Source organism: Halobacillus seohaensis (assembly GCF_042663045.1).
Lineage (GTDB): Bacteria > Bacillota > Bacilli > Bacillales > Halobacillaceae > Halobacillus_A > Halobacillus_A seohaensis.
In genome coordinates this window covers 12,586-38,080 of the sequence record NZ_JBHSZV010000013.1, presented here as the reverse complement: position 1 = coordinate 38,080, position 25,495 = coordinate 12,586, and the positions used below count along the sequence as shown (strand labels likewise).

22 protein-coding genes are annotated in these 25,495 nt (G+C 38.5%); 20 read left to right on the top strand and 2 right to left on the bottom strand.

Translation table 11 applies throughout. The annotated features are described in order from the left end of the window. Nucleotides 1-77 precede the first annotated feature (77 nt). From pgsA to mutL, 13 genes are all read left to right on the top strand, one after another. Nucleotides 78-656, top strand: coding sequence for a CDP-diacylglycerol--glycerol-3-phosphate 3-phosphatidyltransferase (gene pgsA / locus ACFQIC_RS04655; RefSeq protein WP_204707755.1), 579 nt, complete (start codon nt 78-80; stop codon nt 654-656). Continuing rightward, on the top strand, nt 653-1,885 hold the full coding sequence (locus tag ACFQIC_RS04650) for a competence/damage-inducible protein A (RefSeq protein WP_204707754.1): 1,233 nt from the start codon (nt 653-655) through the stop codon (nt 1,883-1,885). The genes pgsA and ACFQIC_RS04650 overlap by 4 nt, the downstream gene beginning before the upstream one ends. A 161-nt stretch (nt 1,886-2,046) precedes the next feature. Then, nucleotides 2,047-3,090 (top strand): recombinase RecA, encoded by a 1,044-nt coding sequence (gene recA, locus ACFQIC_RS04645; RefSeq protein ID WP_204707753.1) that lies wholly within the window; start codon nt 2,047-2,049, stop codon nt 3,088-3,090. Between the two features lie 328 nt (nt 3,091-3,418). After that, nucleotides 3,419-4,978 carry a ribonuclease Y gene (gene rny, locus ACFQIC_RS04640; RefSeq protein WP_204707752.1) on the top strand — a complete coding sequence of 520 codons (1,560 nt, stop codon included), beginning with the start codon at nt 3,419-3,421 and terminating at the stop codon, nt 4,976-4,978. Nucleotides 4,979-5,054: 76 nt separating this feature from the next. Next, a complete protein-coding gene (locus ACFQIC_RS04635; protein WP_204707751.1) occupies nt 5,055-5,852 on the top strand; it encodes a TIGR00282 family metallophosphoesterase in 798 nt (265 codons plus the stop codon). Between the two features lie 108 nt (nt 5,853-5,960). Continuing rightward, nucleotides 5,961-6,221, top strand: a complete 261-nt coding sequence (locus ACFQIC_RS04630) for a stage V sporulation protein S (protein ID WP_204707750.1) — start codon at nt 5,961-5,963, stop codon at nt 6,219-6,221. A gap of 165 nt (nt 6,222-6,386) precedes the next feature. Further along, nucleotides 6,387-7,427, top strand: a complete 1,041-nt coding sequence (gene tdh / locus ACFQIC_RS04625; protein WP_204707749.1) for an L-threonine 3-dehydrogenase — start codon at nt 6,387-6,389, stop codon at nt 7,425-7,427. Nucleotides 7,428-7,448: 21 nt separating this feature from the next. Continuing rightward, nucleotides 7,449-8,624 (top strand): glycine C-acetyltransferase, encoded by a 1,176-nt coding sequence (locus ACFQIC_RS04620; protein ID WP_204707748.1) that lies wholly within the window; start codon nt 7,449-7,451, stop codon nt 8,622-8,624. Nucleotides 8,625-9,250: 626 nt separating this feature from the next. Beyond that, entirely contained in the window at nt 9,251-10,825 is a 1,575-nt protein-coding gene (gene miaB, locus ACFQIC_RS04615; RefSeq protein WP_204707747.1) for a tRNA (N6-isopentenyl adenosine(37)-C2)-methylthiotransferase MiaB, read from the top strand. Further along, complete coding sequence (locus tag ACFQIC_RS04610) at nt 10,826-11,248, top strand: YlbF/YmcA family competence regulator (RefSeq protein WP_204707746.1); 423 nt, start codon at nt 10,826-10,828, stop codon at nt 11,246-11,248. A gap of 169 nt (nt 11,249-11,417) precedes the next feature. Next, nucleotides 11,418-11,987, top strand: coding sequence for an outer spore coat protein CotE (locus ACFQIC_RS04605; protein WP_204707745.1), 570 nt, complete (start codon nt 11,418-11,420; stop codon nt 11,985-11,987). A 215-nt stretch (nt 11,988-12,202) separates the two neighbouring features. Next, complete coding sequence (gene mutS / locus ACFQIC_RS04600) at nt 12,203-14,761, top strand: DNA mismatch repair protein MutS (protein WP_204707744.1); 2,559 nt, start codon at nt 12,203-12,205, stop codon at nt 14,759-14,761. A gap of 14 nt (nt 14,762-14,775) precedes the next feature. Next, nucleotides 14,776-16,617, top strand: coding sequence for a DNA mismatch repair endonuclease MutL (mutL, locus tag ACFQIC_RS04595; protein ID WP_204707743.1), 1,842 nt, complete (start codon nt 14,776-14,778; stop codon nt 16,615-16,617). A gap of 76 nt (nt 16,618-16,693) precedes the next feature. On the opposite strand, the gene ACFQIC_RS04590 is transcribed toward mutL, so the two are convergent. Then, the gene (locus ACFQIC_RS04590) at nt 16,694-17,053 is read right to left on the bottom strand and encodes a helix-turn-helix domain-containing protein (protein ID WP_204707742.1); all 360 of its coding nucleotides are present in this window, start codon (nt 17,051-17,053) and stop codon (nt 16,694-16,696) included. Nucleotides 17,054-17,243: 190 nt separating this feature from the next. Here ACFQIC_RS04590 and miaA point away from each other — a divergent pair, with 190 nt between their 5' ends. From miaA to glnA, 7 genes are all read left to right on the top strand, one after another. Further along, nucleotides 17,244-18,179 carry a tRNA (adenosine(37)-N6)-dimethylallyltransferase MiaA gene (miaA, locus tag ACFQIC_RS04585; RefSeq protein ID WP_204707741.1) on the top strand — a complete coding sequence of 312 codons (936 nt, stop codon included), beginning with the start codon at nt 17,244-17,246 and terminating at the stop codon, nt 18,177-18,179. A 38-nt stretch (nt 18,180-18,217) separates the two neighbouring features. Beyond that, nucleotides 18,218-18,442, top strand: a complete 225-nt coding sequence (hfq, locus tag ACFQIC_RS04580; protein WP_204707740.1) for an RNA chaperone Hfq — start codon at nt 18,218-18,220, stop codon at nt 18,440-18,442. Nucleotides 18,443-18,542: 100 nt separating this feature from the next. Beyond that, nucleotides 18,543-19,466 carry an AAA family ATPase gene (locus tag ACFQIC_RS04575; protein ID WP_390216966.1) on the top strand — a complete coding sequence of 308 codons (924 nt, stop codon included), beginning with the start codon at nt 18,543-18,545 and terminating at the stop codon, nt 19,464-19,466. A 99-nt stretch (nt 19,467-19,565) separates the two neighbouring features. Beyond that, entirely contained in the window at nt 19,566-20,801 is a 1,236-nt protein-coding gene (hflX, locus tag ACFQIC_RS04570; protein WP_204707736.1) for a GTPase HflX, read from the top strand. Nucleotides 20,802-20,814: 13 nt separating this feature from the next. Continuing rightward, nucleotides 20,815-22,044: a methionine gamma-lyase family protein gene (locus tag ACFQIC_RS04565; protein ID WP_204707734.1), complete on the top strand. Its 1,230-nt coding sequence runs from the start codon at nt 20,815-20,817 to the stop codon at nt 22,042-22,044. A gap of 103 nt (nt 22,045-22,147) precedes the next feature. Then, nucleotides 22,148-22,552, top strand: a complete 405-nt coding sequence (locus ACFQIC_RS04560; RefSeq protein WP_204707731.1) for a MerR family transcriptional regulator — start codon at nt 22,148-22,150, stop codon at nt 22,550-22,552. Between the two features lie 24 nt (nt 22,553-22,576). After that, nucleotides 22,577-23,908, top strand: coding sequence for a type I glutamate--ammonia ligase (gene glnA / locus ACFQIC_RS04555; protein ID WP_204707729.1), 1,332 nt, complete (start codon nt 22,577-22,579; stop codon nt 23,906-23,908). A gap of 104 nt (nt 23,909-24,012) precedes the next feature. Here the strand turns inward: glnA and ACFQIC_RS04550 are convergent, their stop codons facing one another. After that, nucleotides 24,013-25,158 (bottom strand): site-specific integrase, encoded by a 1,146-nt coding sequence (locus ACFQIC_RS04550; protein WP_204707727.1) that lies wholly within the window; start codon nt 25,156-25,158, stop codon nt 24,013-24,015. Nucleotides 25,159-25,495: the final 337 nt, after the last annotated feature.

Below are 25,495 nucleotides of genomic sequence, written 5' to 3'. Positions count from 1 at the left end.
GTCCAAGGGAATAAGGAAGAAATTTCTTCTTTTTCTCTGAGGACAGCTTTAAATATGTAACTAAGGAGTTCAATACGATGAATTTACCAAATAAGATTACACTGTCTCGGATATTTTTAATTCCTATATTTATTATTTTAATGAGTGCTCCATTTGAATGGGGCGAGATTCAAATGGGAGATAGAGAACTTCCAATTGCACATTTAGCGGGTGCGATTTTATTTATTGTAGCCTCAACTACGGATTGGATTGATGGTTACATTGCCCGTAAATACAATTTAGTTACGAATCTGGGGAAATTTCTTGATCCCTTAGCAGACAAGTTACTCGTTAGTGCAGCCCTTATTGTGTTAGTGGAGATTGGTCTTGCTCCGGCTTGGATTGTTATTTTCATTATTAGCAGGGAATTTGCAGTCACGGGACTTCGTCTTGTTGCAGCAGGAGAAGGCAGTGTTCTGGCCGCCAGCCAAATGGGGAAATTAAAAACGTGGATTCAAATCGTTGCTATCTCTCTCTTATTGTTGCATAACTGGCCATTAGCTTATATTGATCTACCATTAGGTACGATTAGTTTATATGCTGCATTAATCATTACGGTCTATTCTGGTTATGATTATTTTGTGAAAAATTGGCACGTAATGAGGTATTCCAAATGAGAACAGAATTAGTTGCTGTTGGAACTGAACTCTTATTAGGTCAAATTGCAAACACAAATTCCCAGTGGATCTCAAAAGAATTGGCGCATTATGGCGCGTCTGTCTATTTTCACAGCGTCGTTGGTGATAATCTACAAAGAGTTGTTAACACTTTTGACGAGGCAAGCAGACGATCTGACGTAGTCATTGTCACAGGCGGACTTGGTCCGACGGAGGATGATTTAACAAGAGATGCTGCTAAGCTGCTTTTTCATGATGAATTAGTTGAGCATAAACATACAATGAATAAAATCCAAGGATACTTCGATAAAAATAATCGTACGATGACAATAAACAATCGAAAACAAGCTCTAGTTTTAGCCAGTGCCCAAGTAATTGAAAATGATGAAGGGATGGCCCCTGGACAAATAATTCAATACAATGGTGTCACGTTTATCTTCTTACCAGGTGTACCTTCTGAGATGAAGCGTTTAATGAATGATCGGGTGTTCCCTTACTTAATAGAAACCTTTAAGTTAGAGTCGGAGATCAAATCAGAAATGCTTCGTTTTATTGGTATTGGAGAATCTTCTTTAGAAAGTGAACTAGCTGATTTAGTTGAGTCTCAAACAAATCCCACGATTGCTCCTTTAGCAGGTGAAGGTGATGTGGCCATTCGCTTAACGGCATCAGGAAACCGTGCATCATTAAAAATAGCCTCTATTAAAAAAGAAATTTTAAGCCGTGTGGGACAGTATTACTTCGGCAGTGATAGTATTACTATCGAAGAAGCTGTCCAGGATCTTTTAGCGCAGAGGGAAGAAAACTTAGGTTCGGCGGAAAGTTTAACGGGTGGAAAGTTTATAGAGCGAATGATTCAACTAGAAGGGGCTTCTTCTGTTTGTGAAGGTGGACTAGTAGCTTATACACCGTCCGCTAAGCAGTCAGTTATTCAAGTTCCCAAACAGCTCATTGAAAAGTATGGAACTGTGAGTTCGCAGTGTGCAAAGATGATGGCTGAGCAAGTACAGCATCTTTTAAAAGTTGATATTGCTATTAGCTTTACAGGTGTAGCAGGTCCAAATTATAGTGAAGGTCATCCTCCTGGAATTGTTTATATTGGTTTGAAGGTAGGAGAAAAAGAGGCGATCGTTAAAAACTACCATTTTGATGGTAGCAGGGATAAAATTCGTAGCCGCACAGTGAATAAAGGATATGAACTACTTTTTCATGAGTTAAAATCGCAATAATGACCCCATATTCAAGGGGGAAAACAGTTTTTTTCCTTGAATATGGTTCTTTTTTTGCCTATTGAATTATGATGAAAAAGGGAACGTTTATTCGCTTATTTAGTTGGCAAAATGAAAAAAACAAGTTATGATAGGTATAGTAATTTTGAAAGGGGAATATTATGAGCGATCGTAAGCAAGCTTTAGATATGGCGTTAAGACAAATTGAAAAACAGTTCGGTAAAGGCTCTATTATGAAAATGGGAGAACAAGCGGAACAAAGAATTAGTACAGTCTCCAGTGGATCACTCGCCCTTGATGTGGCTCTTGGTGTAGGTGGGTATCCTCGAGGAAGAATTGTTGAAATATATGGACCAGAATCATCTGGTAAAACTACAGTAGCTCTCCATGCTATCGCTGAAGCGCAAAGACAAGGTGGACAAGCGGCCTTCATAGATGCCGAACACGCACTTGACCCTGTTTATGCACGTGCTCTTGGTGTCGATATAGATGAACTACTATTATCACAGCCTGACACAGGAGAACAAGCTCTAGAGATTGCGGAAGCACTTGTTCGAAGCGGAGCAGTTGAAATAGTTGTTATTGATTCTGTAGCAGCACTAGTACCTAAAGCTGAGATTGAGGGTGAGATGGGAGATGCTCACGTAGGTCTGCAGGCTCGCTTAATGTCTCAAGCGTTAAGAAAACTTTCTGGTGCGATTAGTAAATCAAAAACAACAGCTATGTTTATTAACCAAATTCGTGAAAAAGTCGGTGTGATGTTCGGAAGCCCTGAAACAACACCAGGTGGCCGTGCACTTAAATTCTATTCATCTGTAAGACTAGAAGTGAGACGTGCTGAAACCCTGAAACAGGGAGATGAAATGGTAGGGAATAAAACGAGATTAAAAGTAGTCAAAAACAAAGTAGCCCCACCTTTCAAAAAAGCGGAAGTAGATATTATGTATGGGGTAGGGATTTCTAGAGAAGGTGAACTTCTAGACATCGGCTCTGACCTGGATATCATCCAAAAAAGTGGCTCCTGGTATTCTTACAATAGTGATAGAATGGGGCAAGGACGTGAAAATGCCAAACAATTCTTAAAAACCAATGAAGCGATTTATCAAGAAATTAAAGGTCTAGTTCGCAGTCATTACAATATGGACGGCCCGGCAAAAGAAGAAGAAGAGAAGAAATCAGAAAATCAAGAATCATTAGACGTCTAATGATTCTAAGAAGCGGAGTCATTTTTAGAGTTACCTTAGGAGGTATTCTTTGATAAAAGACTCTGCTTTTTTATATAAAATTTTGAGGTTTTTCTTGTTTAAAGACTAGAGTTACTTTCATATTAAAATATAGATTATTAAAAATATTATGTGTAAAGGTCGGCAAGATTTGACGATTCCTTGACATTACGCTGTGGCGGGCATAAAATGAATGTGTATCATTTTCATATTTATACCTTTTATTTTAATGAAATGAAACTGAAAATGAATCGTAATCGTTTGTACATGCCGACAAACGGACCAGCTTATAGCAAGAGGAGGTGAAACTATGGATATGTTATCCATCATCTTCATTTTGCTTGCCCTTATCGTCGGTTCTGTTGTTGGTTATCTTATTCGGAAATCTATTGCGGAAGCGAAAATTTCCAGCGCCGAACAGCTTTCTAAACAAATTGTTGAGGAAGGTCATCGGAATGCGGAATCTGCTAAGAAAGAAGCACTTCTTGAGGCGAAAGATGAGAATCAAAAGTTTCGTCAAGAAGCAGAAAGCGATATTCGTGAACGCCGATTAGAATTGCAAAAAACCGAAAACCGTTTAACACAGAAAGAAGAGAATCTTGATCGTAAGAGTGGAACATTAGATCAACGTGATTTATCACTCGAAAAGAAAGAGGGAACTCTCGCCGAGAGACAACAACAAATTGAAGAAATGGAAAGCAAAGTGGAAGCTATGGTTCAAGAGCAACAAACAGAACTTGAACGCATCTCAGGCTTAACTGCTGACCAGGCTAAACAAGTGATTCTTGAACGAGTGGAACAAGAAGTTTCCCATGAATCAGCTCTGATGGTTAAAGAAGCGGAGAATCGTGCCAAGGAAGAAGCGGATAAAAAAGCAAAGAGTATCCTTTCACTTGCCCTTCAACGTTGTGCTGCTGATCACGTAGCTGAAACAACAGTTTCAGTAGTGAATTTGCCGAATGACGAAATGAAAGGCCGAATTATCGGTCGAGAAGGACGAAATATCCGTACGTTAGAAACATTAACAGGTATTGATCTTATTATTGATGATACCCCAGAGGCTGTCATTCTATCAGGATTTGATCCAATTCGAAGAGAAACAGCTCGAATGGCTTTGGAGAAACTTGTTCAGGATGGCCGTATTCACCCGGCTAGAATTGAGGAAATGGTTGATAAGTCGAGACGTGAAGTGGACGATCACATTCGTGAGGTTGGGGAAGAAACAACTTTTGAGGTTGGAGTGCATAATCTCCATCCAGATCTAGTTAAAATTCTTGGCCGCTTGAAATATCGTACAAGCTATGGTCAGAATGTGTTGAAGCATTCTACTGAAGTTGCTTACTTATCAGGTCTTTTAGCTGCAGAACTCGGAGAAGATGAAAATCTTGCACGTCGAGCTGGATTACTCCATGACATTGGTAAAGCAATTGATCATGAAGTAGAGGGTAGTCACGTGGAGATTGGTAAAGAGCTTGGTAGCAAATACAAGGAAAATGATGTTGTTATCAATGCGATTGCTTCTCACCATGGAGACGAAGAGCCCACTTCCATTATTGCGGTTCTAGTTGCTGCAGCAGATGCACTGTCAGCTGCTCGCCCTGGAGCACGTAGTGAGACATTAGAAAACTATATTAAGCGTTTAGAAAAGCTTGAGGAAATTTCTGAGTCATACGACGGAGTTGAGAAATCCTTTGCCATTCAGGCCGGTCGTGAAGTCCGTATAATGGTTCGACCTGATGAAATTGATGATTTATCAGCTACGAGTCTAGCTCGAAATATTCGAAATCGGATTGAAGATGAACTTGATTATCCAGGTCATATTAAAGTCACAGTTATTCGTGAGACACGTTCTGTGGAATATGCGAAGTAATAAATGAAGCGGTCTTAAGAGACCGCTTCATTTTCATTTAAAAAAACTTAACATCATATAAAGGAGCTTACTCTACATGAGAATATTATTTATCGGAGATGTCGTAGGGGCCCCGGGCCGCGAAATGGTAGACGACTATCTACCAAAATTAAAGCAAAAATATCAACCTTCTGTAACTATTGTAAATGGTGAAAATGCGGCAGCGGGAAAAGGAATCACAGATAAGATTTATCGTAGATTTTTAGAAAAAGGTGCACAAGCTGTCACGCTAGGAAACCATGCTTGGGATAAAAAAGAAATATTTGATTTTATTGATGATGCAGAGTATTTAGTACGACCTGCTAATTTTCCGGAGGGCACGCCTGGAAGAGGACTCACTTTTGTTAAAACACCAAAAGCAGAAGTAGCTGTTATTAACTTGCAGGGGAGAACTTTTTTATCACCGAACGATGATCCGTTTAGAAAAATAGATGAATTGATTGCAATAGCGAAAAAGAGAACACCTATCATCTTTCTAGATTTTCATGCAGAAGCTACTAGTGAAAAGCAAGCTATGGGCTGGTATGTCGATGGACGTGTAAGTGTAAATGTAGGGACACACACCCATATACAAACGGCGGATGAGCGAATATTACCAAGGGGTACAGGATATATTTCTGATGTTGGGATGACCGGTCCTTATGACGGTATCTTAGGAATGGAACGTGAAGCGGTCATCAAGCGCTTTTTAACAAACTTACCTGTTCGATTTGAGGTGCCAAAAGAGGGAAGGAAGCAACTAAGTGGTTTCTTAGTTGATATTGACGATCAAACCGGTCAATCTAAAAAAGTGCAACGCGTTCAGATCAACGACGATCGCCCGTTTTTTGACTGATTATTTGAATTTTGCAAAAAGTTCCTTCATAATGAAAAGGGAATATTCTACAACTTCAAGAATATAGTGGTTATGGAACAACTATAGTAAATGAAGGAGGAGCTAGTAATGGAAGTATTAAAAGTATCAGCTAAATCCGTACCTAATTCAGTAGCAGGAGCCTTGGCAAATGTAGTTAGAGAACGGGGAAAAGCCGAGATGCAAGCCATTGGAGCGGGTGCTTTAAATCAAGCAGTCAAAGCAGTTGCGATCGCTCGAGGATTTGTAGCACCTAGTGGAATTGACCTAATCTGTATTCCTGCATTTACAGATATTATGATTGATGAGGAGGAACGTACAGCGATCAAGCTGATTATAGAACCTCGTTAAACTTTAATCTATAAAAATTAAAAGTTGCCGTATTCCTTCACAATAAGGATGCGGCTTTTTTGATGTTCAATTGTTTTTATACAGTAGACACACATACTTGCGTAATAAATTATCCATGATAATATGTTATTAAATTCACTTTTAAAAGGAAAAGAGGTGTTCACTGTGAGTGGAAGTATGAAGGCGATAGTCAAACATCATCGGGGACCAGGAGCAGAGTTGCAAGAAGTTTCGATTCCTGCCATTCGCGAAGATGAAGTATTGATTCGTGTTAAGGCAACATCTATTTGTGGAACGGATTTACATATATATAATTGGGATAATTGGTCAGCAAGTCGAGTTCATCCTCCCTACGTTTTTGGTCATGAGTTTTCCGGAGAGATTGTAGAAATTGGAGATAACGTTAGCAACTTTCAAACTGGGGATTATGTAAGTGCTGAAACCCATTTGATATGCGGACACTGTCCTCAATGTTTAACTGGACAATATCATATTTGTGAGAATACTAGAATTATAGGGGTAGATACCCAAGGATGTTTTGCGGAGTATGTGGCTTTACCGGCCAGCAACCTTTGGCTTAATCCTAAAGACCTTCCAACAGATATCGCCTCTATACAAGAGCCGATGGGAAATGCTGTGCATACCGTCTTAAATGGAGATGTGGCGGGCAAATCAGTTGCGATTATAGGGTGCGGACCTATTGGGTTAATGGCAGTAGGTGTTGCTAAATCAGCAGGTGCTTCTCAAGTTATTGCCATCGATTTAAATCCCTATCGTTTAAAGATTGCTGAAGAGATGGGAGCTACATCAACAATTGATGCAGGAGTGAGCCATCCTGTCGAGGAAGCCAAAAAACTTACTAATGGACATGGGCTTGACGTCGTTTGCGAGATGAGTGGTCATCCTGTAGCTATGGACCAAGGGTTTAAAATGATTACCAACGGAGGTCGTGTGTCAATCTTAAGTCTGCCAACGACCCCAGTAACTATAGATGTGACAAATGATATTGTTTTTAAAGGGGTTCACGTTCAAGGGATAACGGGTCGTAAAATGTACGAAACGTGGCAACAAGTATCTCGACTGCTCCATTCTGGCCGAGTGGATGTTAAGCCCATCATTACTCACCATTTTAAACTAGAAGACTTTGAAAAAGGTTTTCAATTAATGAATGAAGGTAAATGCGGTAAAGTAGTATTACATCCATAAATTACAAAAGGAGGATTTCACGTGAAAGGTTTTGAATACTTACAAGAACAGTTAGACGAAATGAAAGAAGAAGGCACGTTTAGAAAATTAATTCCACTTGAATCTGCTCAAGGATCTAAGGTTACAATTAAAGGTAAAGAAGTTATTCAGCTTTCATCCAACAACTACCTAGGGTTAACATCACATCCAAAAATGAAAGAAGCAGCGGAAAAAGCAAATGAAGAATATGGTGTTGGAACAGGATCTGTACGCACAATTGCAGGTACATTGCAAATGCATGAAAACTTTGAAGAGAAGTTAGCTGAATTTAAGCACACGGAAGCTGCTCTTGTTTTTCAATCTGGTTTCACAACGAACCAAGGCATTCTCTCATCGATTTTGACTAATCAAGATGTCGTCATTTCTGATGAATTGAATCACGCTTCCATCATTGATGGCATTCGATTAACGAAAGCTTCTCGTAAAATATATAAGCATGTAGATATGGAGTCATTGGAACAAGCTTTACAGGCAAGTTCTGACTTCCGTACACGTCTTGTTGTCACTGATGGCGTCTTCTCTATGGATGGAAATATCGCACCCCTTCCACAAATCGTTGAACTAGCAGAAAAGTACGATGCCTTAATTATGGTAGACGATGCCCATGCGAGTGGTGTGTTAGGTGATAACGGTCGCGGAACCGTCAACCATTTTAATTTGGATGGACGTGTTCATATTCAAGTAGGTACCTTGAGTAAAGCCATTGGGGTGCTTGGTGGGTATGTAGCGAGTACGAAAACATTAAGAGAATATTTAATTCACAAAGGCCGTCCATTTTTGTTTAGTACTTCTCACCCGCCTGCGGTAACAGCAGCAAATGAGGCAGCGATAGAGGTATTACTTCAAGAACCTGAATTGATTGATAAACTATGGGATAATACGAAATTCTTTAAAAATGGCCTTGAGTCGCTTGGATTTGATATAGGCATAAGTGAAACACCCATTACTCCAGTCATGATTGGTGATGATGCTCTAACTCATAAATTCTCTGATGAACTATTTGAAGAAGGAGTATTTGCGCAAGGTATCGTCTTTCCTACCGTACAAAAAGGTAAAGGAAGAATACGAACAATAGTGACAGCTGAACATTCACAAGAAGAATTACAAAAAGCTTTAGATGCCTTTGAAACTGTCGGGAAAAAACTAGCTATTATATAAATGGGTCATGCCACAATGATAGAAAAAATCATTGTGGCTGTTCTTATAAAAAAGGTTACCTTAAACGATCATGTTGATATTTTCTCCCTTGAACAAATGTCTTTAAAGAGCTATCATCAAGCATTAAAGTGACCCAGTAGCTAGATAGCTATCCTATCGAAGTGTGATAAGCTATGACTATGAAAATTTATCAAATGAAGAGTAAGAATGTAGGAGTGAAAATATATACAGATGATTTTATTCCAAACCTTTAGAACAGAATATAGTATAAGATATCTTTCAAAACTCATAGCTTTATCATCATGCAACAAATACAACGACTATAGATTCGACTATGTTGAAGTGCTAATCAATGGTATAAATCATAAGTCCTACTATGTTCACCCTTCTCATATGGCATTGAACTATCCTTATTTATCAGGGGCGAATGTTGAATAAGAGAAGCAATCCCCTAAATATAGAAGCTACTATTTTTCACATCTTAATATCAATAGTAAGATATAATATAGTCTATAAAAAAAGAGGATTGTGTGACAATCATGATTATTTTTGCTTTTCTCTTAAAAAACAGATAGAAAATTGATATAATGACACAGTTACCATGCTCTTTTTGAAAGGAGATCGAAATGAACGAACAACAACGAAATGAAATGTCTCAACAAATTCGACAGGGAGAGCCAGCGGACGTAAAATCCGACCAGGATAACCTAGATAGAATTAAAGAAAAGACAAGCGATGACTTCATGCAATATTTTGAAACGACTTACCAGCCTCCATCTCTTAGGAAAGCTCAGCGTCGTCGAAAAGAAGATGTGAAGGTACATTATGACTTTGCCATCCCTGAGGATATGAGTCAGGCAGGTAACGGACGTAAATACATGATACGAACGTATGGCTGTCAAATGAACGAGCACGACACTGAAGTTATGGCCGGAATTTTTGAAGAAATGGGCTATGTTTCAACGAACGACACAAAGGAAGCAGATATCATACTATTAAACACTTGTGCTATTCGCGAAAATGCGGAGAACAAAGTGTTTGGTGAGATCGGCCACTTAAAGCCATTAAAGCTAGAGAATCCAGATTTAATTATCGGGATCTGTGGCTGTATGTCACAAGAAGAATCAGTTGTTAATCGGATTCTTCAGAAACATCCATTTATCGACTTGATTTTTGGGACACACAATATTCACCGACTGCCTCAATTAGTAAAAGAAGCCATGTTTGGAAAAGAAATGGTCATTGATGTATGGTCCAAAGAAGGGGACATCATTGAGAACCTTCCTCGCTCCCGAAAAGGAAAAATCAAAGCATGGGTTAACATTATGTACGGATGTGATAAATTTTGCACGTATTGTATTGTCCCATATACACGTGGTAAAGAGAGAAGTCGTCTTCCCGAAGACATTATCCAGGAAGTTCGCCATTTAGCTGCACAAGGATACAAAGAAGTTACCTTACTAGGGCAAAATGTGAACGCTTATGGTAAAGATCTTGATATTGGCTATGGTTTAGGAGACTTAATGGACGAATTACGCACCATTGATATTCCACGGGTTCGATTTACAACATCTCACCCGCGTGACTTCGATGATCATCTAATTGAAGTAATAGCAAAAGGCGGCAATATGCTTGACCATATTCACTTGCCTGTACAATCTGGAAATTCTGATGTACTTAAAATTATGGGACGTAAATACTCTCGTGAAGAATATTTAGATCTCGTCAAAAAAATTCGTACTTCGATGCCTGAAGCTACGTTAACAACAGATATTATCGTCGGTTTTCCGAACGAAACGGATGAACAGTTTGAGGATACGCTAACATTAGTCGAAGAAGTAGGGTTTGAGGCAGCTTACACCTTCATTTATTCTCCTCGTGATGGTACGCCAGCAGCACGTATGAGCGATAATGTCTCGATGGAAGTGAAAAAGGAACGTTTACAGCGTTTAAATAAACTTGTAAATCAGCAGTCTGCAGACTCAATGAAAGAGTATGAAGGCGAAATCGTTGAAGTGCTAGTTGAAGGTGAAAGTAAGAAGAATAAAGATGTTCTTGCTGGCTACACGAAAAGAAATAAAATGGTAAACTTCACAGGACCTCGTTCATCAATTGGTCATCTTGTTAAAGTGAAAATTAATGAAACAAAAACCTGGTCTCTTAACGGGGAAATGATTGAAGAAACGGCAGAGGTGAAATAAATGGCTCAATATACTAGAAAGCAAGTTGTTGATGAAGCGCATAAGCTTGCCAAAATGATGGCAGATATTGAAGAGATCGATCGCTTTAAGCAAATTGAAGCAAAATTAAACGACAACGAAAAAGTTCAATCTTATATTAAAAAAATAAAAGCTCTTCAAAAACAAGCTGTTAATTTTCAAGCCTATGGTAAAACAGAAGCTTTAGAAAAAATTGAAAAAGAAATTGACCATCTACAGGATGAACTGGATAGTATTCCAGTAGTAGCTGAATTTAAAGATACTCAAATGGTAATTAATGATATTTTACAAATGGTTTCAAGTACAATTTCTCGTGAAGTTACCAATGAAGTGATTCGCTCAACAGGCGGAGATATCCTTAATGGCGAGACCGGATCCAAAAAAAGTGACAGTGCTTGTAGCTAATAAATTGTACGAATCCGTTAGATAAAATTTTATCTAACGGATTTTTTTGTACAATTTTATAGGCTGGTGCATAGAATGGAATACAAACGTCCTGAAGTCATCTAGATTATGTTCACCATTTGCCCAATTTAGAATAGGATGGGTGGTAGAATAAGGAGGAGTGTTTCCTATGTCATTTTTCGAACGCGAATACAGGGAAATTATTACGAAAGCAGTTTGTGGAAAAGGTAAGAAGTTCATTGAAGCAACCCACACTATTAGTCCTTCGCATCGACCAACAAGTATTCTAGGTTGTTGGGTTATTAATCATATTTACAATGCGAAGAAAAAAGGAGATAATGTGGAAGTTTCCGGCAGTTACGACATTAACGTATGGTATTCGTATAACGATAATACGAAAACTGAAGTCGTGACAGAGCGCGTGAATTATTGTGACCATGTTCCACTAGTTGTTAAAGATGAGAACTGTATTAACGATGAAGTTGAGGTTGTTGCAAAAGCAATCCAACAACCAAATTGTTTAGAATGTAAAATTGCAGCACAAGGTCAGAAGATCGTCGTAGAAGTTGAACGGGAGTTTGTGGTAGATGTGATTGGAGAAACAAAATTATGTGTGCGTGTAGACCCTAATGGGTGCGACAATGATGATTTTGATTACGAGCTATCATCCGATGATTTTTCGGCAATCGAGACAGATTTCTTGCCTAGCAGTAGCAGCAGTAGTCATCATAAAGATTAATAAAAATGTCCTTGCTGTTTCAGCGGGGCATTCTTTTTTTTGTTTAAGATCCTTTCATTCAAGCCAGTAGTATGAATGTGATATAATATTTCTATCTGATGTTAAGATTATCAAAGGACGGAAAACCGAGAGCATGTCACTTCTGGGTCAATCTCGCTTCGGAAATGATTATTCATACTATACATCAATTTATGTTCGTTTTGGAGGATTTAAGAATGGCAGAATATACACCTATGATGCAGCAATATTTAAAAATTAAAGCCGAGCAAAAAGATGCATTTTTATTTTACAGACTTGGTGACTTTTATGAGATGTTCTTTAATGACGCTCTGGCTGCATCTAAAGAGTTGGAGATAACTTTAACAAGCCGTGATGGTGGAGGAAAAGATCGGATTCCTATGTGTGGAGTACCATATCATTCGGCAGAAAACTACATAAAGCAACTTATTGAAAAAGGGTTTAAAGTAGCTATTTGTGAACAGGTAGAGGACCCAAAAATATCAAAAGGTGTAGTCAAGCGGGAAGTCGTTCAACTTATTACCCCTGGAACCGTCATGGAGGGGAGTATGCTTGATGAGAAGGAAAACAATTATTTAGCCTCAGTTAGTGAGTTCGATGATGGAACATTTACGGTTAGTTATAATGATTTAACCACCGGCGAAAATAGCATTGCTCTTATTACTGAAGGATTTGAAGCTGTATTAAGTGAATTATTTAATCGTCCTGTAAAAGAAGTAGTCATAGACGAAGCCTTCGATGAAGAAAGGCAGACGATGTTTAAAGAACGCCTAGGCTTTACCGTATCCTATAGTAATACTACCGATATCGATGGACAGTTTCACAATTTAGTTGAAGATCTTCATTCTGATAAATTTTTAGCAGGATTCGGGCGTTTACTGCATTACATCCAGCAGACACAAAAGCGCTCCCTCGAACATCTGCGTCCAGTCAACACCATTGAACTCAAGCAGTATATGTCTCTTGATATGTATTCGAAACGAAATCTAGAATTAGTGGAGACATTAAGAAGACAAGGTAAAAAAGGGAGTTTACTTTCCGTCATCGACCAAACGATAACAGCGATGGGATCTCGTACTCTGAAAAAATGGTTGGAGCGTCCGTTATTATCCAAAAGTGAGATTGTATCTAGACATGATCAAGTAGAAGGGTTGCTCGATCAATTTTTTGAACGTGAAACACTTAGAGACCAATTGACAATGGTCTATGACCTAGAACGGTTAGCTGGTCGTATAGCTTTTGGTAATGTGAATGCACGTGATTTAATACAACTCAAACATTCCTTAACAGCCATCCCGGAATTGATGAATACATTAAAACAATTTCATCATCCTTCGGTCGGAAAATTACATGAATCAATTGATCCTCTTCCTAAACTGAGAGAAATATTGGAACAAAGCTTGAGTGAAGATGCTCCGATTACCATCAAAGAAGGAGGAATGATTCGTGATGGATATCATTCCGGGCTTGATGAGTATCGTGATGCTTCGATAAATGGGAAAAAGTGGATCGCAGAGTTAGAGGGTCAAGAGCGTCAGGCAACAGGAATTAAATCGTTAAAAATTGGTTACAACCGAGTGTTTGGTTATTACATCGAGGTAACGAAGCCTAATATTCCTAATTTACCTGAAGGTCGTTATGAACGGAAGCAAACGTTAACGAATGCTGAGCGTTACATCACACCAGAGCTCAAAGAAAAAGAAACGTTGATATTAGAAGCTCAAGATAAGAGTGTGGAATTAGAATATCAATTGTTTATTGAAGTTCGAGAACAAGTGAAAGATTATGTTCAAAAGTTACAATTTCTGGCAGAACAAATGAGTCGAATTGATGTATTGCAAGGGTTTGCTCAAGCAGCTGATCAACAAAGTTATGTAAGACCGCAATTTAATGAGAAACGATTAGTAGATATCAAACAAGGACGGCACCCTGTGGTGGAACAAGTAATGAGGAATGAATCATTTGTTCCTAATGATATTTTTATGGATGAATCAAAAGATGTTCTGTTAATCACAGGGCCGAACATGTCAGGGAAAAGTACGTATATGAGACAATTAGCTCTTACGTCGATTATGTCTCAAATGGGAAGCTTTGTTCCGTGTGAATCCGCATCTCTTCCAATCTTTGATCAAATTTTCACTAGAATTGGAGCGGCTGATGACCTGGTGTCAGGACAAAGTACATTTATGGTAGAAATGTTAGAAGCTAATCATGCGCTTAGTCACGCTACAGAGCATAGCTTAATTTTATTAGATGAGATCGGCAGGGGAACAAGTACGTACGATGGTATGGCTTTAGCTCAGGCCATCGTAGAACATATACATGAGAACATTCGTGCGAAGACACTATTTTCCACCCATTATCATGAGTTAACGTCTCTCGAAGAAGAGTTGGCTCGTTTAAAAAACATTCATGTTCGGGCAGAGGAATATGAAGGGAACGTTATTTTTCTTCATCAAATTCAAGACGGGGCTGCTGACGAGAGTTACGGCATCCATGTTGCAAAACTCGCGAATCTACCTAGTGAGCTTATCGAACGCGCCTCCTACTTGTTATCTACGTTGGAAAATGGTTCCCAAGAAGTAAGTGTAACGAATGAACAACAATTAAGTTTATTTGTAGAGGAAGAGAAACCTTCAACTCCTGCAATAAATTCAAAACTTGAAAAACATTTGGCAGGTTTAAATTTGATGGAGATGACTCCTATGGATGCTATGAATGAACTTTATCAGTTACAGAAGCAGATGAAATCGTAAAGGAGGATCCTTGTATGGCACACATACACTTAATGCCTGATCATTTGGCGAATAAGATCGCAGCTGGAGAAGTGGTCGAGCGCCCCGCATCAGTAGTGAAAGAGTTAGTTGAAAATAGTATTGATGCCAATAGCACTTGGGTGGAGATTGAGCTGCAAGAAGCCGGATTACAAAGGATTCGCATTACAGATAATGGGGATGGAATGGATCCTGATGACGCGATCCGCTCATTCCATAGGCACGCAACAAGTAAAATTCAGGATGAAAATGACCTCTTCCATGTTCGCACGCTTGGTTTTAGGGGGGAAGCTTTAGCTAGTATCGCGGCCGTTAGTCGATTAACACTTCAAACTTCTCTGGGTACCGTAGCTGGTGCAAAGATTGAACTTGAAGGTGGAAAAATCACAAAAGAGGATAAAAGTGACGCTCGAAAAGGAACAGATATCACAGTAGATGAGTTGTTTTTTAATACTCCTGCCCGATTAAAGTATATGAAGACGATTCATACGGAGCTTGGGCACATTACTGACGTACTAAACCGTATGGCATTAGCTAATCCAGAAATGAAATTCATCTGTAGGCATAACGATAAGGAATTATTTAGAACGAATGGTCGAGGGGACGTACTGCAAGTTATTGCAAAAATATATGGCATGAATGTTGCCCGAAACATGATTCCGATCGAAGCTGCAACGAAGGATTTTAAAATAAAAGGGTATGTGGCCAAACCAGAAGTATACCGAGCGTCCAGAAGTTATATTTCTACAATAATTAACGGGAGATATATCCGTAATATTCCTTTAAATAAAGCGATTCAACAAGGTTATCACACATTGTTGCCTATCGGAAAAAGTCCAATTGTTATTTTGAAAGTAGAAATGGACCCGATTTTAGTGGATGTTAACGTACATCCAGCAAAATTAGAAGTGAGGTTTAGTAAAGAAAAAGAATTGTATGAGTTAATCGAGTCGACCATTCGGGAAACGTTTAGAAAGCAAACGCTTATCCCGAGGGTAGAGAAGAATAAAAGGCCAGAAAAGACTTATAATCGTCAGGAAAGCTTAAACCTTTATGATTCACAACGTGACAAGTCTCCAGCTCCATCATCTTATGAATCGGTTACTCCTTCTAGCGATCATGAAGAGGTAAATGATTATAACGAGGCACAATATTCTGTTTTAGAGCGAATGGAGCAACCAAGCGAACAAGACGAGGTAGCTGAATTACAAGAAGAAAACATTAAGCTTGTTGATAATCAACAAAGTGGAAATCAACGTGTGCCCACGATGCATCCAATTGGGCAGTTGCATGGCACGTATATTCTTGCGCAAAATGAAGATGGAATGTATATCGTTGACCAACATGCGGCTCAAGAAAGAATAAAGTATGAGTTCTTTCGTGACCAAATAGGTTTGGTTGAACACGAAGTACAAGAGTTACTAGTTCCTATGACTTTTGATTTCCAACGGCATGAAGCTTTAAGAATTGAAGAATTTAAAGAAGAATTAGAAAAAGTAGGGCTGTTCTTTGAACCATTTGGTGGTCAAAGCTATATTGTTCGCTCCCATCCCCAATGGTTTCCTAAAGGATTTGAAGAAGAAGTGATCCAAGAAATTATTGATCAATTGATGAACGAAGATAAGCTCAGTATTGCTAAATTAAGAGAAGAAGCCGCCATTCTTATGTCTTGTAAACGCTCAATTAAAGCCAATCACTATTTAAATCAAACGGACATGTTCCGATTGCTTGAAGATTTACGATCCTCAACAGATCCATTTACTTGTCCGCATGGAAGACCAATTATTGTATTCTTTTCTGAATATGAAATGGAAAAAATGTTTAAGCGCGTCATGTAAAAAACAAATAAGGATAAGAAATAAAGCATGCTCCCTATAAATAGGGGGCATGCTTTTTATAGTTAACATAATTAAATTACGATGGTTGTTTTTGCTGGAGAAGAAACCGAAAATAATTCTCTATTTGATTGATCTCATCTGCCTGAACTTGAAGCCAGGACTCTTTATCAAAAATAACAGAACGATCAAATCCTTTATCTTTCAAGAATTGTTTAATTTCTCTCATTTCATCTTCTATTTCATCACTTAATCCTAATAAATAATCGGCCGTAGTATGAAGGGCGTGAGCAATTTTTGAAAGGTCCTCAAGATCCGGGGAGGTATATTGCCTTTCCCAATTTGATACGACTTGAGCAGACACCCCGACTTTATCTGCTAACATCGTTTGAGTCAGGCGACGTTTCTTTCGTAAGGAACGAATTCGTTGATTAACCACTTCTCACTCCTCCTTTCCTATATTTTAGCACATAACTAACGAATGTCGATATAGAAACTAACGAATTCTTTTAGTTATACTAACGGATATCGTTAGTAGGTGTAACGGATTCCGTTATTTTGCTGCGTTATGTATGATTCCAGAGCGTTTCATGTATAATGAGGATGGAATAAGTAAGGGAGGGATTTTTTTGAAGCCGATTGTTGTTAGTGTTGTCGGGCCAACGGCTGTTGGAAAGTCTAACTTAGCTATTGAGATAGCTAAGGAATACAATGGAGAAGTCATAAGCGGTGATTCCATGCAAATTTATAGAAAGATGGATATCGGTACTGCTAAGGTCGCAGAACATGAAATGAATGGGGTGCGCCACCATTTGATCGATATAAAAGAACCTTACGAGGGGTTTTCCGTAGCTGAGTTTCAACAGAGAGTGCGAGCTTTAATTAAAGATATAACTGATCGTGGCCGACTGCCTGTTATTGTTGGTGGTACTGGGTTATACATACAAGCCACGTTATATGACTATAATTTTTCGAATGATAAACGCGATGAATTAGTGATAGATAAATTAGAAAAAGAAGCAGAAGAGTTAGGCATGGATGCTTTGTATAAAAGGTTAGTTTCGATTGACCCAAAGCAAGCAGAGAAAGTACACCCTAATAATAAAAGAAGAGTCTTGCGGGCGTTGGAAGTTTACGAAACAACCGGAAAGACTCTGAGTGATTATAAAGAAGATCAAAAAGAAGAGTCAGCTTTTCGACCGATTTTAATTGGTTTAGAGATGGATCGTTCGCAGTTATATAAGAGAATTAATGATCGAGTTGACTTAATGTTAAATCAGGGTTTACTGGCAGAGGTTTATTCTCTGTATGATGAAGGTTTAGAAGGTTGTCAGTCGATGAAAGCTATTGGTTATAAAGAATTCATCCCTTATTTCAAAGGAGAATATAGTTATGAACGTGCAGTTGAACTTCTTAAGAGGAATTCGCGTCGATATGCTAAAAGACAGTTCACTTATTTTAAAAACAAATTAAATGTTCATTGGTATAGTATGAATCTTATGGAAAAAAACGATAAAATTGAAAATATATTGCAAGAATTAGCAGGAATGCTCGAAGAAAGCTAGAATGGTATTAATATAGATAGAAAAGAGGAGGAAGATGTATGGCCCAGTCAGTCAATATTCAAGATAATTACTTAAATCAATTAAGGAAAGAACGTATGCAACTCACCGTGTTTTTGCTTAATGGCTTCCAATTAAGAGGTGTCATTAAAGCATTTGATAATTTCACTGTTTTACTTGAAACAGACGGAAAGCAGCAACTAATATTTAAACATGCAATTTCGACTTTTGCCCCTGCGAAAAATATTACGCTTGATAAAGAGTAACGAGCGCTCCTGGCGCTCGTTTTTTTCTTTTCTTATTTCCTGGGCGTTTGTCACGGTTTTTCTAAAAGCGCGTATGATACATGGAAATGGAGGGATCTTTGTGGATCAACAAGCGAAATTGACTCGCCAAGGCACGATTAACATTGTTCTTAGAGAAGGGTACAGAAAAAGTGAAGCTGCGGCTTCAGCGAAGCCTAAACTAAAGTCTCGTGCCCCTTCTTTTCGGATTATTGATGATTATTTTTCAAATATTATTGGATTGGGTGGTTTAAAACATCAAATTAAAGAAATCTATGCCCAAGTGTTAATTGAACAAAAGAGAAAAGAACTTGGTCTGAAAAATAACGGGCAAGTCTTGCATATGGTGTTTAAAGGGAATCCTGGAACTGGGAAAACTACGGTAGCCAGGAAAGTAGCAGAACTTTTTCGTGAAATGAACGTTTTAGAAAATGGTCATTTTATTGAAGTGGATCGCAGTGAGCTAGTAGGAGAATATATCGGACACACCGCCCAGAAGACAAAAGATTTGGTTATGAAGGCGTTAGGTGGAGTTTTATTTATAGATGAAGCTTATTCGTTAGCTCGAGGTGGAGATAAGGATTTCGGCAAGGAAGCAATTGATACTATTGTAAAATGTATGGAGGATTATCATGATCAATTAATCATCATTTTGGCTGGTTATCCCTTGGAAATGGATGATTTTTTGGAAATTAACCCAGGTTTGGCTTCAAGGTTTCCATTACAACTTGCTTTTCAAGACTATACAGCTTCTGAGTTGTTAGCTATTGCTAAGGTCATGATACAAGAAAAAGACTATGCCCTTACCCCACAATCGAAGAAAAAATTGTATGACCATCTGGTTCTGGCCAGTCATCACCCGCCTAAAAACTTCGCAAATGCGAGATATGTAAGAAATGTGATCGAAGAAGCTATCCGAAAACATGCGTACCGTTTAGCAGATAGGGAAGACTGGGATAAAACAGACTTAATAATGCTTGAATCGTCTGACTTGCATTTTGAGTGACAAAAAAGGGTAGAAAGTGAACTTCTACTTATAATGATGCATATATGTTTGCTAAAATATTAAGAGTGAACGATGATTGAGGAAAGGGTGGTTGTTAAATTGCAAAAAGAACAAGTGATATTAGTAGCGAGAAAAGAACCGAGACAAGATGAAGCTCGTTTCAACTCCTCCTTAGAAGAACTTCAATCCCTCACCGAAACAGCTGGAGGGGAAGTCAGTAAAGTGATAATCCAAAACAGGGCCCACATTCATCCAGCCACCTATCTAGGGGAAGGGAAATTAGAGGAAATAAAAGAGGATGCTGAACAAATAGATGCGCAACTTATTATCTTTAATGGTGAACTTTCTGCCGGTCAATTACGTAATATAAGTGATCGTTTGGAACGTAGAGTAATTGATCGAAGTCAGCTCATTCTAGATATTTTTGCTAGTAGGGCTAGAACAAAGGAAGGTAAACTGCAAGTAGAACTTGCTCAGTTACAGTATTTACTCCCACGGTTAGTTGGGCAAGGAACAGAACTCTCGAGGTTAGGAGGGGGAATTGGTACAAGAGGCCCAGGTGAAACCAAACTTGAGACGGATCGACGCCATATTCGACGTCGTATTGATGATATTAAAAGAAGGCTTGCGAACGTAGTAAAACAAAGGGACCAATACAGAAAACGTAGAGAAGAAAACTTTGCTTTTCAGATTGCGATAGTGGGATATACTAACGCAGGAAAGTCTACATTTTTTAACCGGTTAACAGATAGTCATTCCTTTGAAGAAAACTTGCTATTTGCTACGCTAGACCCTTTAACAAGGCAGATTAGTTTACCTTCTGGGTTTCAATCATTGGTCTCAGATACTGTAGGGTTTATACAAGACTTACCGACAACACTAATTGCATCCTTCCGCTCCACTTTGGAAGAGGTGACAGAAGCAGATTTTATTCTTCATATGGTTGATGCCTCTCACCCTGATCATTTAGAGCAAGAGAAAACGGTTAATCGTTTATTAGAGGAGTTAGATGCTAGTCAACTTCCGACAATCACAGTCTATAATAAAAAGGATCTATTAGAAGAGGATTTTATACCTCATACCTTTCCATCCGTTACTGTTAGTGTTCATGATCCAATTGATAATAAGCGAATCACTAACAAGGTTGAGGAGGTACTAAAAGAAGAGTGGCACACTTATCATATACACGTACATGCTTCAGAAGGTGGTAAACTTCAAAGACTCAAATCTCAAACCATTATAGATACAATGGAATTCTTAGAAGAAAATGAAAGTTATGCCATCAAAGGTTATATTCATCCTGATCACCCGATGAGATTAAGTATACAAAGTTAGGAAGTTAGTTAAAATGAAAGAAATCGTAAATAAGGTGGAACAGGTAATTCAACCTTACCACCAAAATGTACAAACTATTGTAGAAGCGAACCAAGAAAAAGTACTAAATGCATTTCAAAAATTGAGGATATCTGATTCGCATTTTAATCCTACCACTGGGTATGGATATGATGACTTTGGTCGTGATACACTCGAAGCTCTTTATGCAGAAATTTTCCGAGCGGAGGATGCTATTGTTCGACCTCAGTTGATTTCAGGCACTCATGCGATTACTACAGCGCTATTTGGCGTATTACGTCCCCGTGATGAATTACTTTATATTACAGGGGATCCATATGATACTTTAGAAGAGGTCATTGGCTCTGAAGGTGAAAAAGATACAGGATCGTTAAATGATTTCGGAGTTACATATAATGCAATTTCTCTCTTGTCGAACGGCAAAACGGATCATGTAGGGATTAAGGCGGCTATGAGAGAAAAAACTAAGGTCATTGCTATTCAGCGCTCAAAAGGTTATGAAGACCGTCCATCTATTCCAATAGATGATATAGAACGAACGATTGAATTTATCCGATCGATAAATCAAGAGGTTATTATTTTTGTAGATAATTGTTATGGGGAATTTGTAGAATTAAAAGAACCTACTGAAATAGGAGCAGATCTTATAGCTGGATCGCTAATTAAGAATCCAGGTGGAGGCATTACCCGAGTTGGTGGTTATATCACTGGTAGGGCAGATTTAATTGAGTTATGTAGTTATCGTCTGACCGCACCTGGTTTAGGTAAAGAAACAGGTCCAAGCTTAAATATGCTTCAGGAAATGTATCAGGGTATTTTCCTTGCCCCACATGTTGTTGGAGAAGCGCTTAAAGGAGCTATATTTACTTCTAAACTCTTAGAAGAATTAGGCTTTAAAACCTCTCCTAAATATGATGATTTTCGTACAGATTTAATTCAGTCTGTTAACTTTAGTACAGCTGAACAAATGGTTGCATTTTGCCAATCCATTCAGTCTGCTTCCCCAATAAATTCACATGTAAAACCTCATCCTAGTCCTATGCCAGGTTACGATAGTGAAGTTATTATGGCAGCCGGTACGTTTATTCAAGGAGCGAGCCTAGAGCTTACGGCTGACGGCCCTCTTCGTCCACCTTACACGGCCTTTGTACAAGGTGGATTAACTTATGCGCATGTTAAGCTTGCAGTTACAAGAGCAGTAGGTCGAATAAATAGTTCCAATTAGAAAATAGTCGGATATTTCGATGTAAACTTTCGTCACATATGTTGACATATTGCTAGCTTATCGTATAATTAAGTTAGAATTTCTATATTGGGGGGGCAAATCGATGAGTGATGAAATTCGTCGTTCCATGCCGTTATTCCCGATGGGGATTGTACAATCCTTGACTGATCTTTCAGCCCGGCAAATTAGGTATTACGAACAGCATAAGCTCGTAAACCCAGCAAGATCTGACGGCAATCGTCGACTCTTTTCCTTTAATGATGTTGATCGTCTTCTAGAGGTTAAATCATTGATTGAAAAAGGGATCAACATGGCTGGAATTAAGCAAGTGTTATCGATTACCCATGAGCCGGAGAATGAGGATTATGACGAAAAAGAAGTCGAGGAAGTGCATAATGAACTTACCGATCGAGAACTTCGTCGTATGCTACAGCAAGAATTACTCACCGCGGGAAGACAAGGTAAAGCGAGTTTAAGACAAGGAGAAATGTCAAGATTTTTCCATTAATAGTCGTAACACAGGAGGAATTAGATGGGATTTACTAGAGAAGCAATTTACAAGAAGATTGATGAAGAAAATGTAAAATTTATTCGTCTGCAATTTACTGATATGTTAGGTACTATCAAAAACGTAGAGATTCCTTTAAGTCAACTAGATAAAGCAATTGATGGAATGATGATGTTTGATGGTTCTTCAATTGAAGGTTTTGTCCGTATTGAAGAATCAGATATGTACTTAGTACCGGATCTTGATACATTTGTTGTCTTCCCTTGGACTTCAGAAAAAGGGAAAGTTGCAAGATTTATTTGTGATATTTATAACCCGGATAAAACACCTTTCGAAGGTTGTCCTCGTTATAACTTAAAGCGTAACCTTAAGAAGATGGAAGAACTTGGCTTTTCTGCATTCAACATAGGAACAGAACCAGAATTCTTCTTGTTTAAATTGGACGAAAAAGGCAATCCTACGATGGAGTTAAATGACAAAGGTGGATATTTTGATTTAGCACCTACTGACCTTGGTGAGAACTGTCGTCGTGATATTGTTCTAGAGCTGGAGGAAATTGGCTTTGAAATAGAAGCTTCTCACCATGAAGTAGCTCCAGGACAGCATGAAATTGACTTTAAATATTCTGACGCTGTTAAACACTGTGATGATATACAAACGTTTAAATTAGCTGTTAAAACCATCGCTCGCCAACATGGTCTTCATGCAACATTCATGCCGAAACCATTATTCGGTGTTAACGGATCAGGTATGCATGCCAATATGTCTTTATTTAACGAGGATGGAAACGCATTCTTTGACGAGAATGGTAAAGAACAACTTTCAGACGTAGCCTACCAATTTACGGCTGGTATTATTAAGCATGCAACAAACTTTACTGCTGTTACCAACCCAACGGTAAACTCTTATAAGCGACTAGTACCTGGCTATGAAGCTCCATGTTACGTAGCTTGGTCTGGTCAAAACCGTAGTCCGCTTGTACGTGTACCTACTTCTCGTGGCTTAAGTACACGTATTGAAGTACGTAGTGTAGATCCAGCAGCTAATCCATATTTAGCGATGGCTGTTCTTCTTGCAGCAGGACTTGATGGTGTTGAAAATAAACTGGAAGCTCCGTCTCCAGTGGACCGTAATATTTACGTGATGAGTAAAAAAGAACGTGAAGCACACGGCGTTCAAGACTTGCCTGCTACTCTATATGATGCTTTAGAGACTCTTCAACAAGACGAAATCATGGTTAAAGCATTAGGGGAGCACCTTTTTGAACATTTTGTTGAAGCGAAAGAAATTGAATGGGATATGTTCCGTACACAAGTACACCCTTGGGAACGTGAGCAATATCTACAAACTTATTAACTGTTAAATGCCTTGGCGCTCTAAGCGTCAGGGCGTTTTGTTTTATGGGGTGTTTTAAATGTATTTACCAGTGTTACTTATCACCCCAAATTCACCCCAAAAAATTAAGTGGAGATATTATTCATATAATTTTCAAACCGATTCATGCTTTGGGTATCGATCTTCTTTGAAATATGGGAATACACGTCGGATGTTATCTGGATACTACCATGCCCAAGACGCTCCTGAATATATTTCATTTCGTTTCCTGATTCCATTAATAGGACAGCATGTGTATGTCTTAGCGAATGAATAGGCAAGGATGGAAGATTACTGTTTTTTAATATCTTGGAAAATGCATTGTAAAGACTAGATTTAGGTAAGTAATTTCCGTCTTTCCTGCATAAAACTAATCCTAAATCGTGGTGATATAATTCGTTGACTGCAACTTTATTTTGATTTTGTTGTTTTAAGTGAAAATGCAATTCGTTAGCTAAGGAAGATCTAATCGTAATTTTACGGTTTGAATTAAATGTCTTAGGATCACCAAATAAATCATCATCTTCACTCGCTTGGAAATCAAGCGTTTTTTTAATAACTATAGTGTTGTGCTTTAGGTCAATATCATTCCATTGAAGTGCAGCTGCTTCCCCTTTGCGCATACCTGTTTCGATCATCACCTTGAAAAAAATCCAGTAGATATACCCGTAATAATACGCTTCCTGTAAAAAGAGCGGGATATCTGAGGAATCGATGAACGACACATCTTTCTTTTGGTAATTTCCTTTTATAGTAGCTCCGGTACACGGATTTCTTTCAATTCTATTGAGATGTAATGCCTTTTCCATGGCGTTAAACATTGTTCCGTGTATAATCTCTCTAGTTCGTTTACTGTACCCCTGGTCAAAGAGATGATTTAGAAACTTCTGGTACATTACAGGTTTGACCTTTTTTAACAGTATCTGTTGAAAATAAGGTTTGATCTGTTTTTCAATGTTTCTACTATGCAGCTCGTAAGTATTTTTACGAACTACATCTCTCTTATAATCTTGAAGCCATTCCTGTAAAAAATCCTTCAATAAAGTCGTATCCGTAGCTGATTCATAGTTATTTAGTAGCTGTTTTTCCATTTCTTGTGCAGCAAAACGGGCTTGAGGCTTAGTCTCAAAACCCCGTTTAGACATCTCTTTATTCTTTCCTGAGAGGGGGTCGTTATATCGAATACGGTATTCCCAGTTCTTCTTACCGTGTTGTCTATATCCAATTCCCATAATAATAATTCCTTTCTTTAAAATTTAGTTTGTCGATAATAAATAGTGCTATCTCTTTTTCAGCCCTAACCGTACATTGTTTCTTGTTGGATCGGCTTTTTAAGAAACTTTGGCCGTAGATGTGGTTATTGAGATGCAATGAACACAATGTACGTACTTTCTCCGCTTTGCACAGACTCGTTGTCCCAATCCGTTTTTTCCCACAATACAATTTGTTCATTACAAGGTCGTCATCGTCATAATGAATACCTTTGCCATATCCTGAATACCTGTTAGTCAATAAAGCGCCATATGTTTAACGGTTCTCGCTACGGGTATTTTCGTTTCCACACCGTAG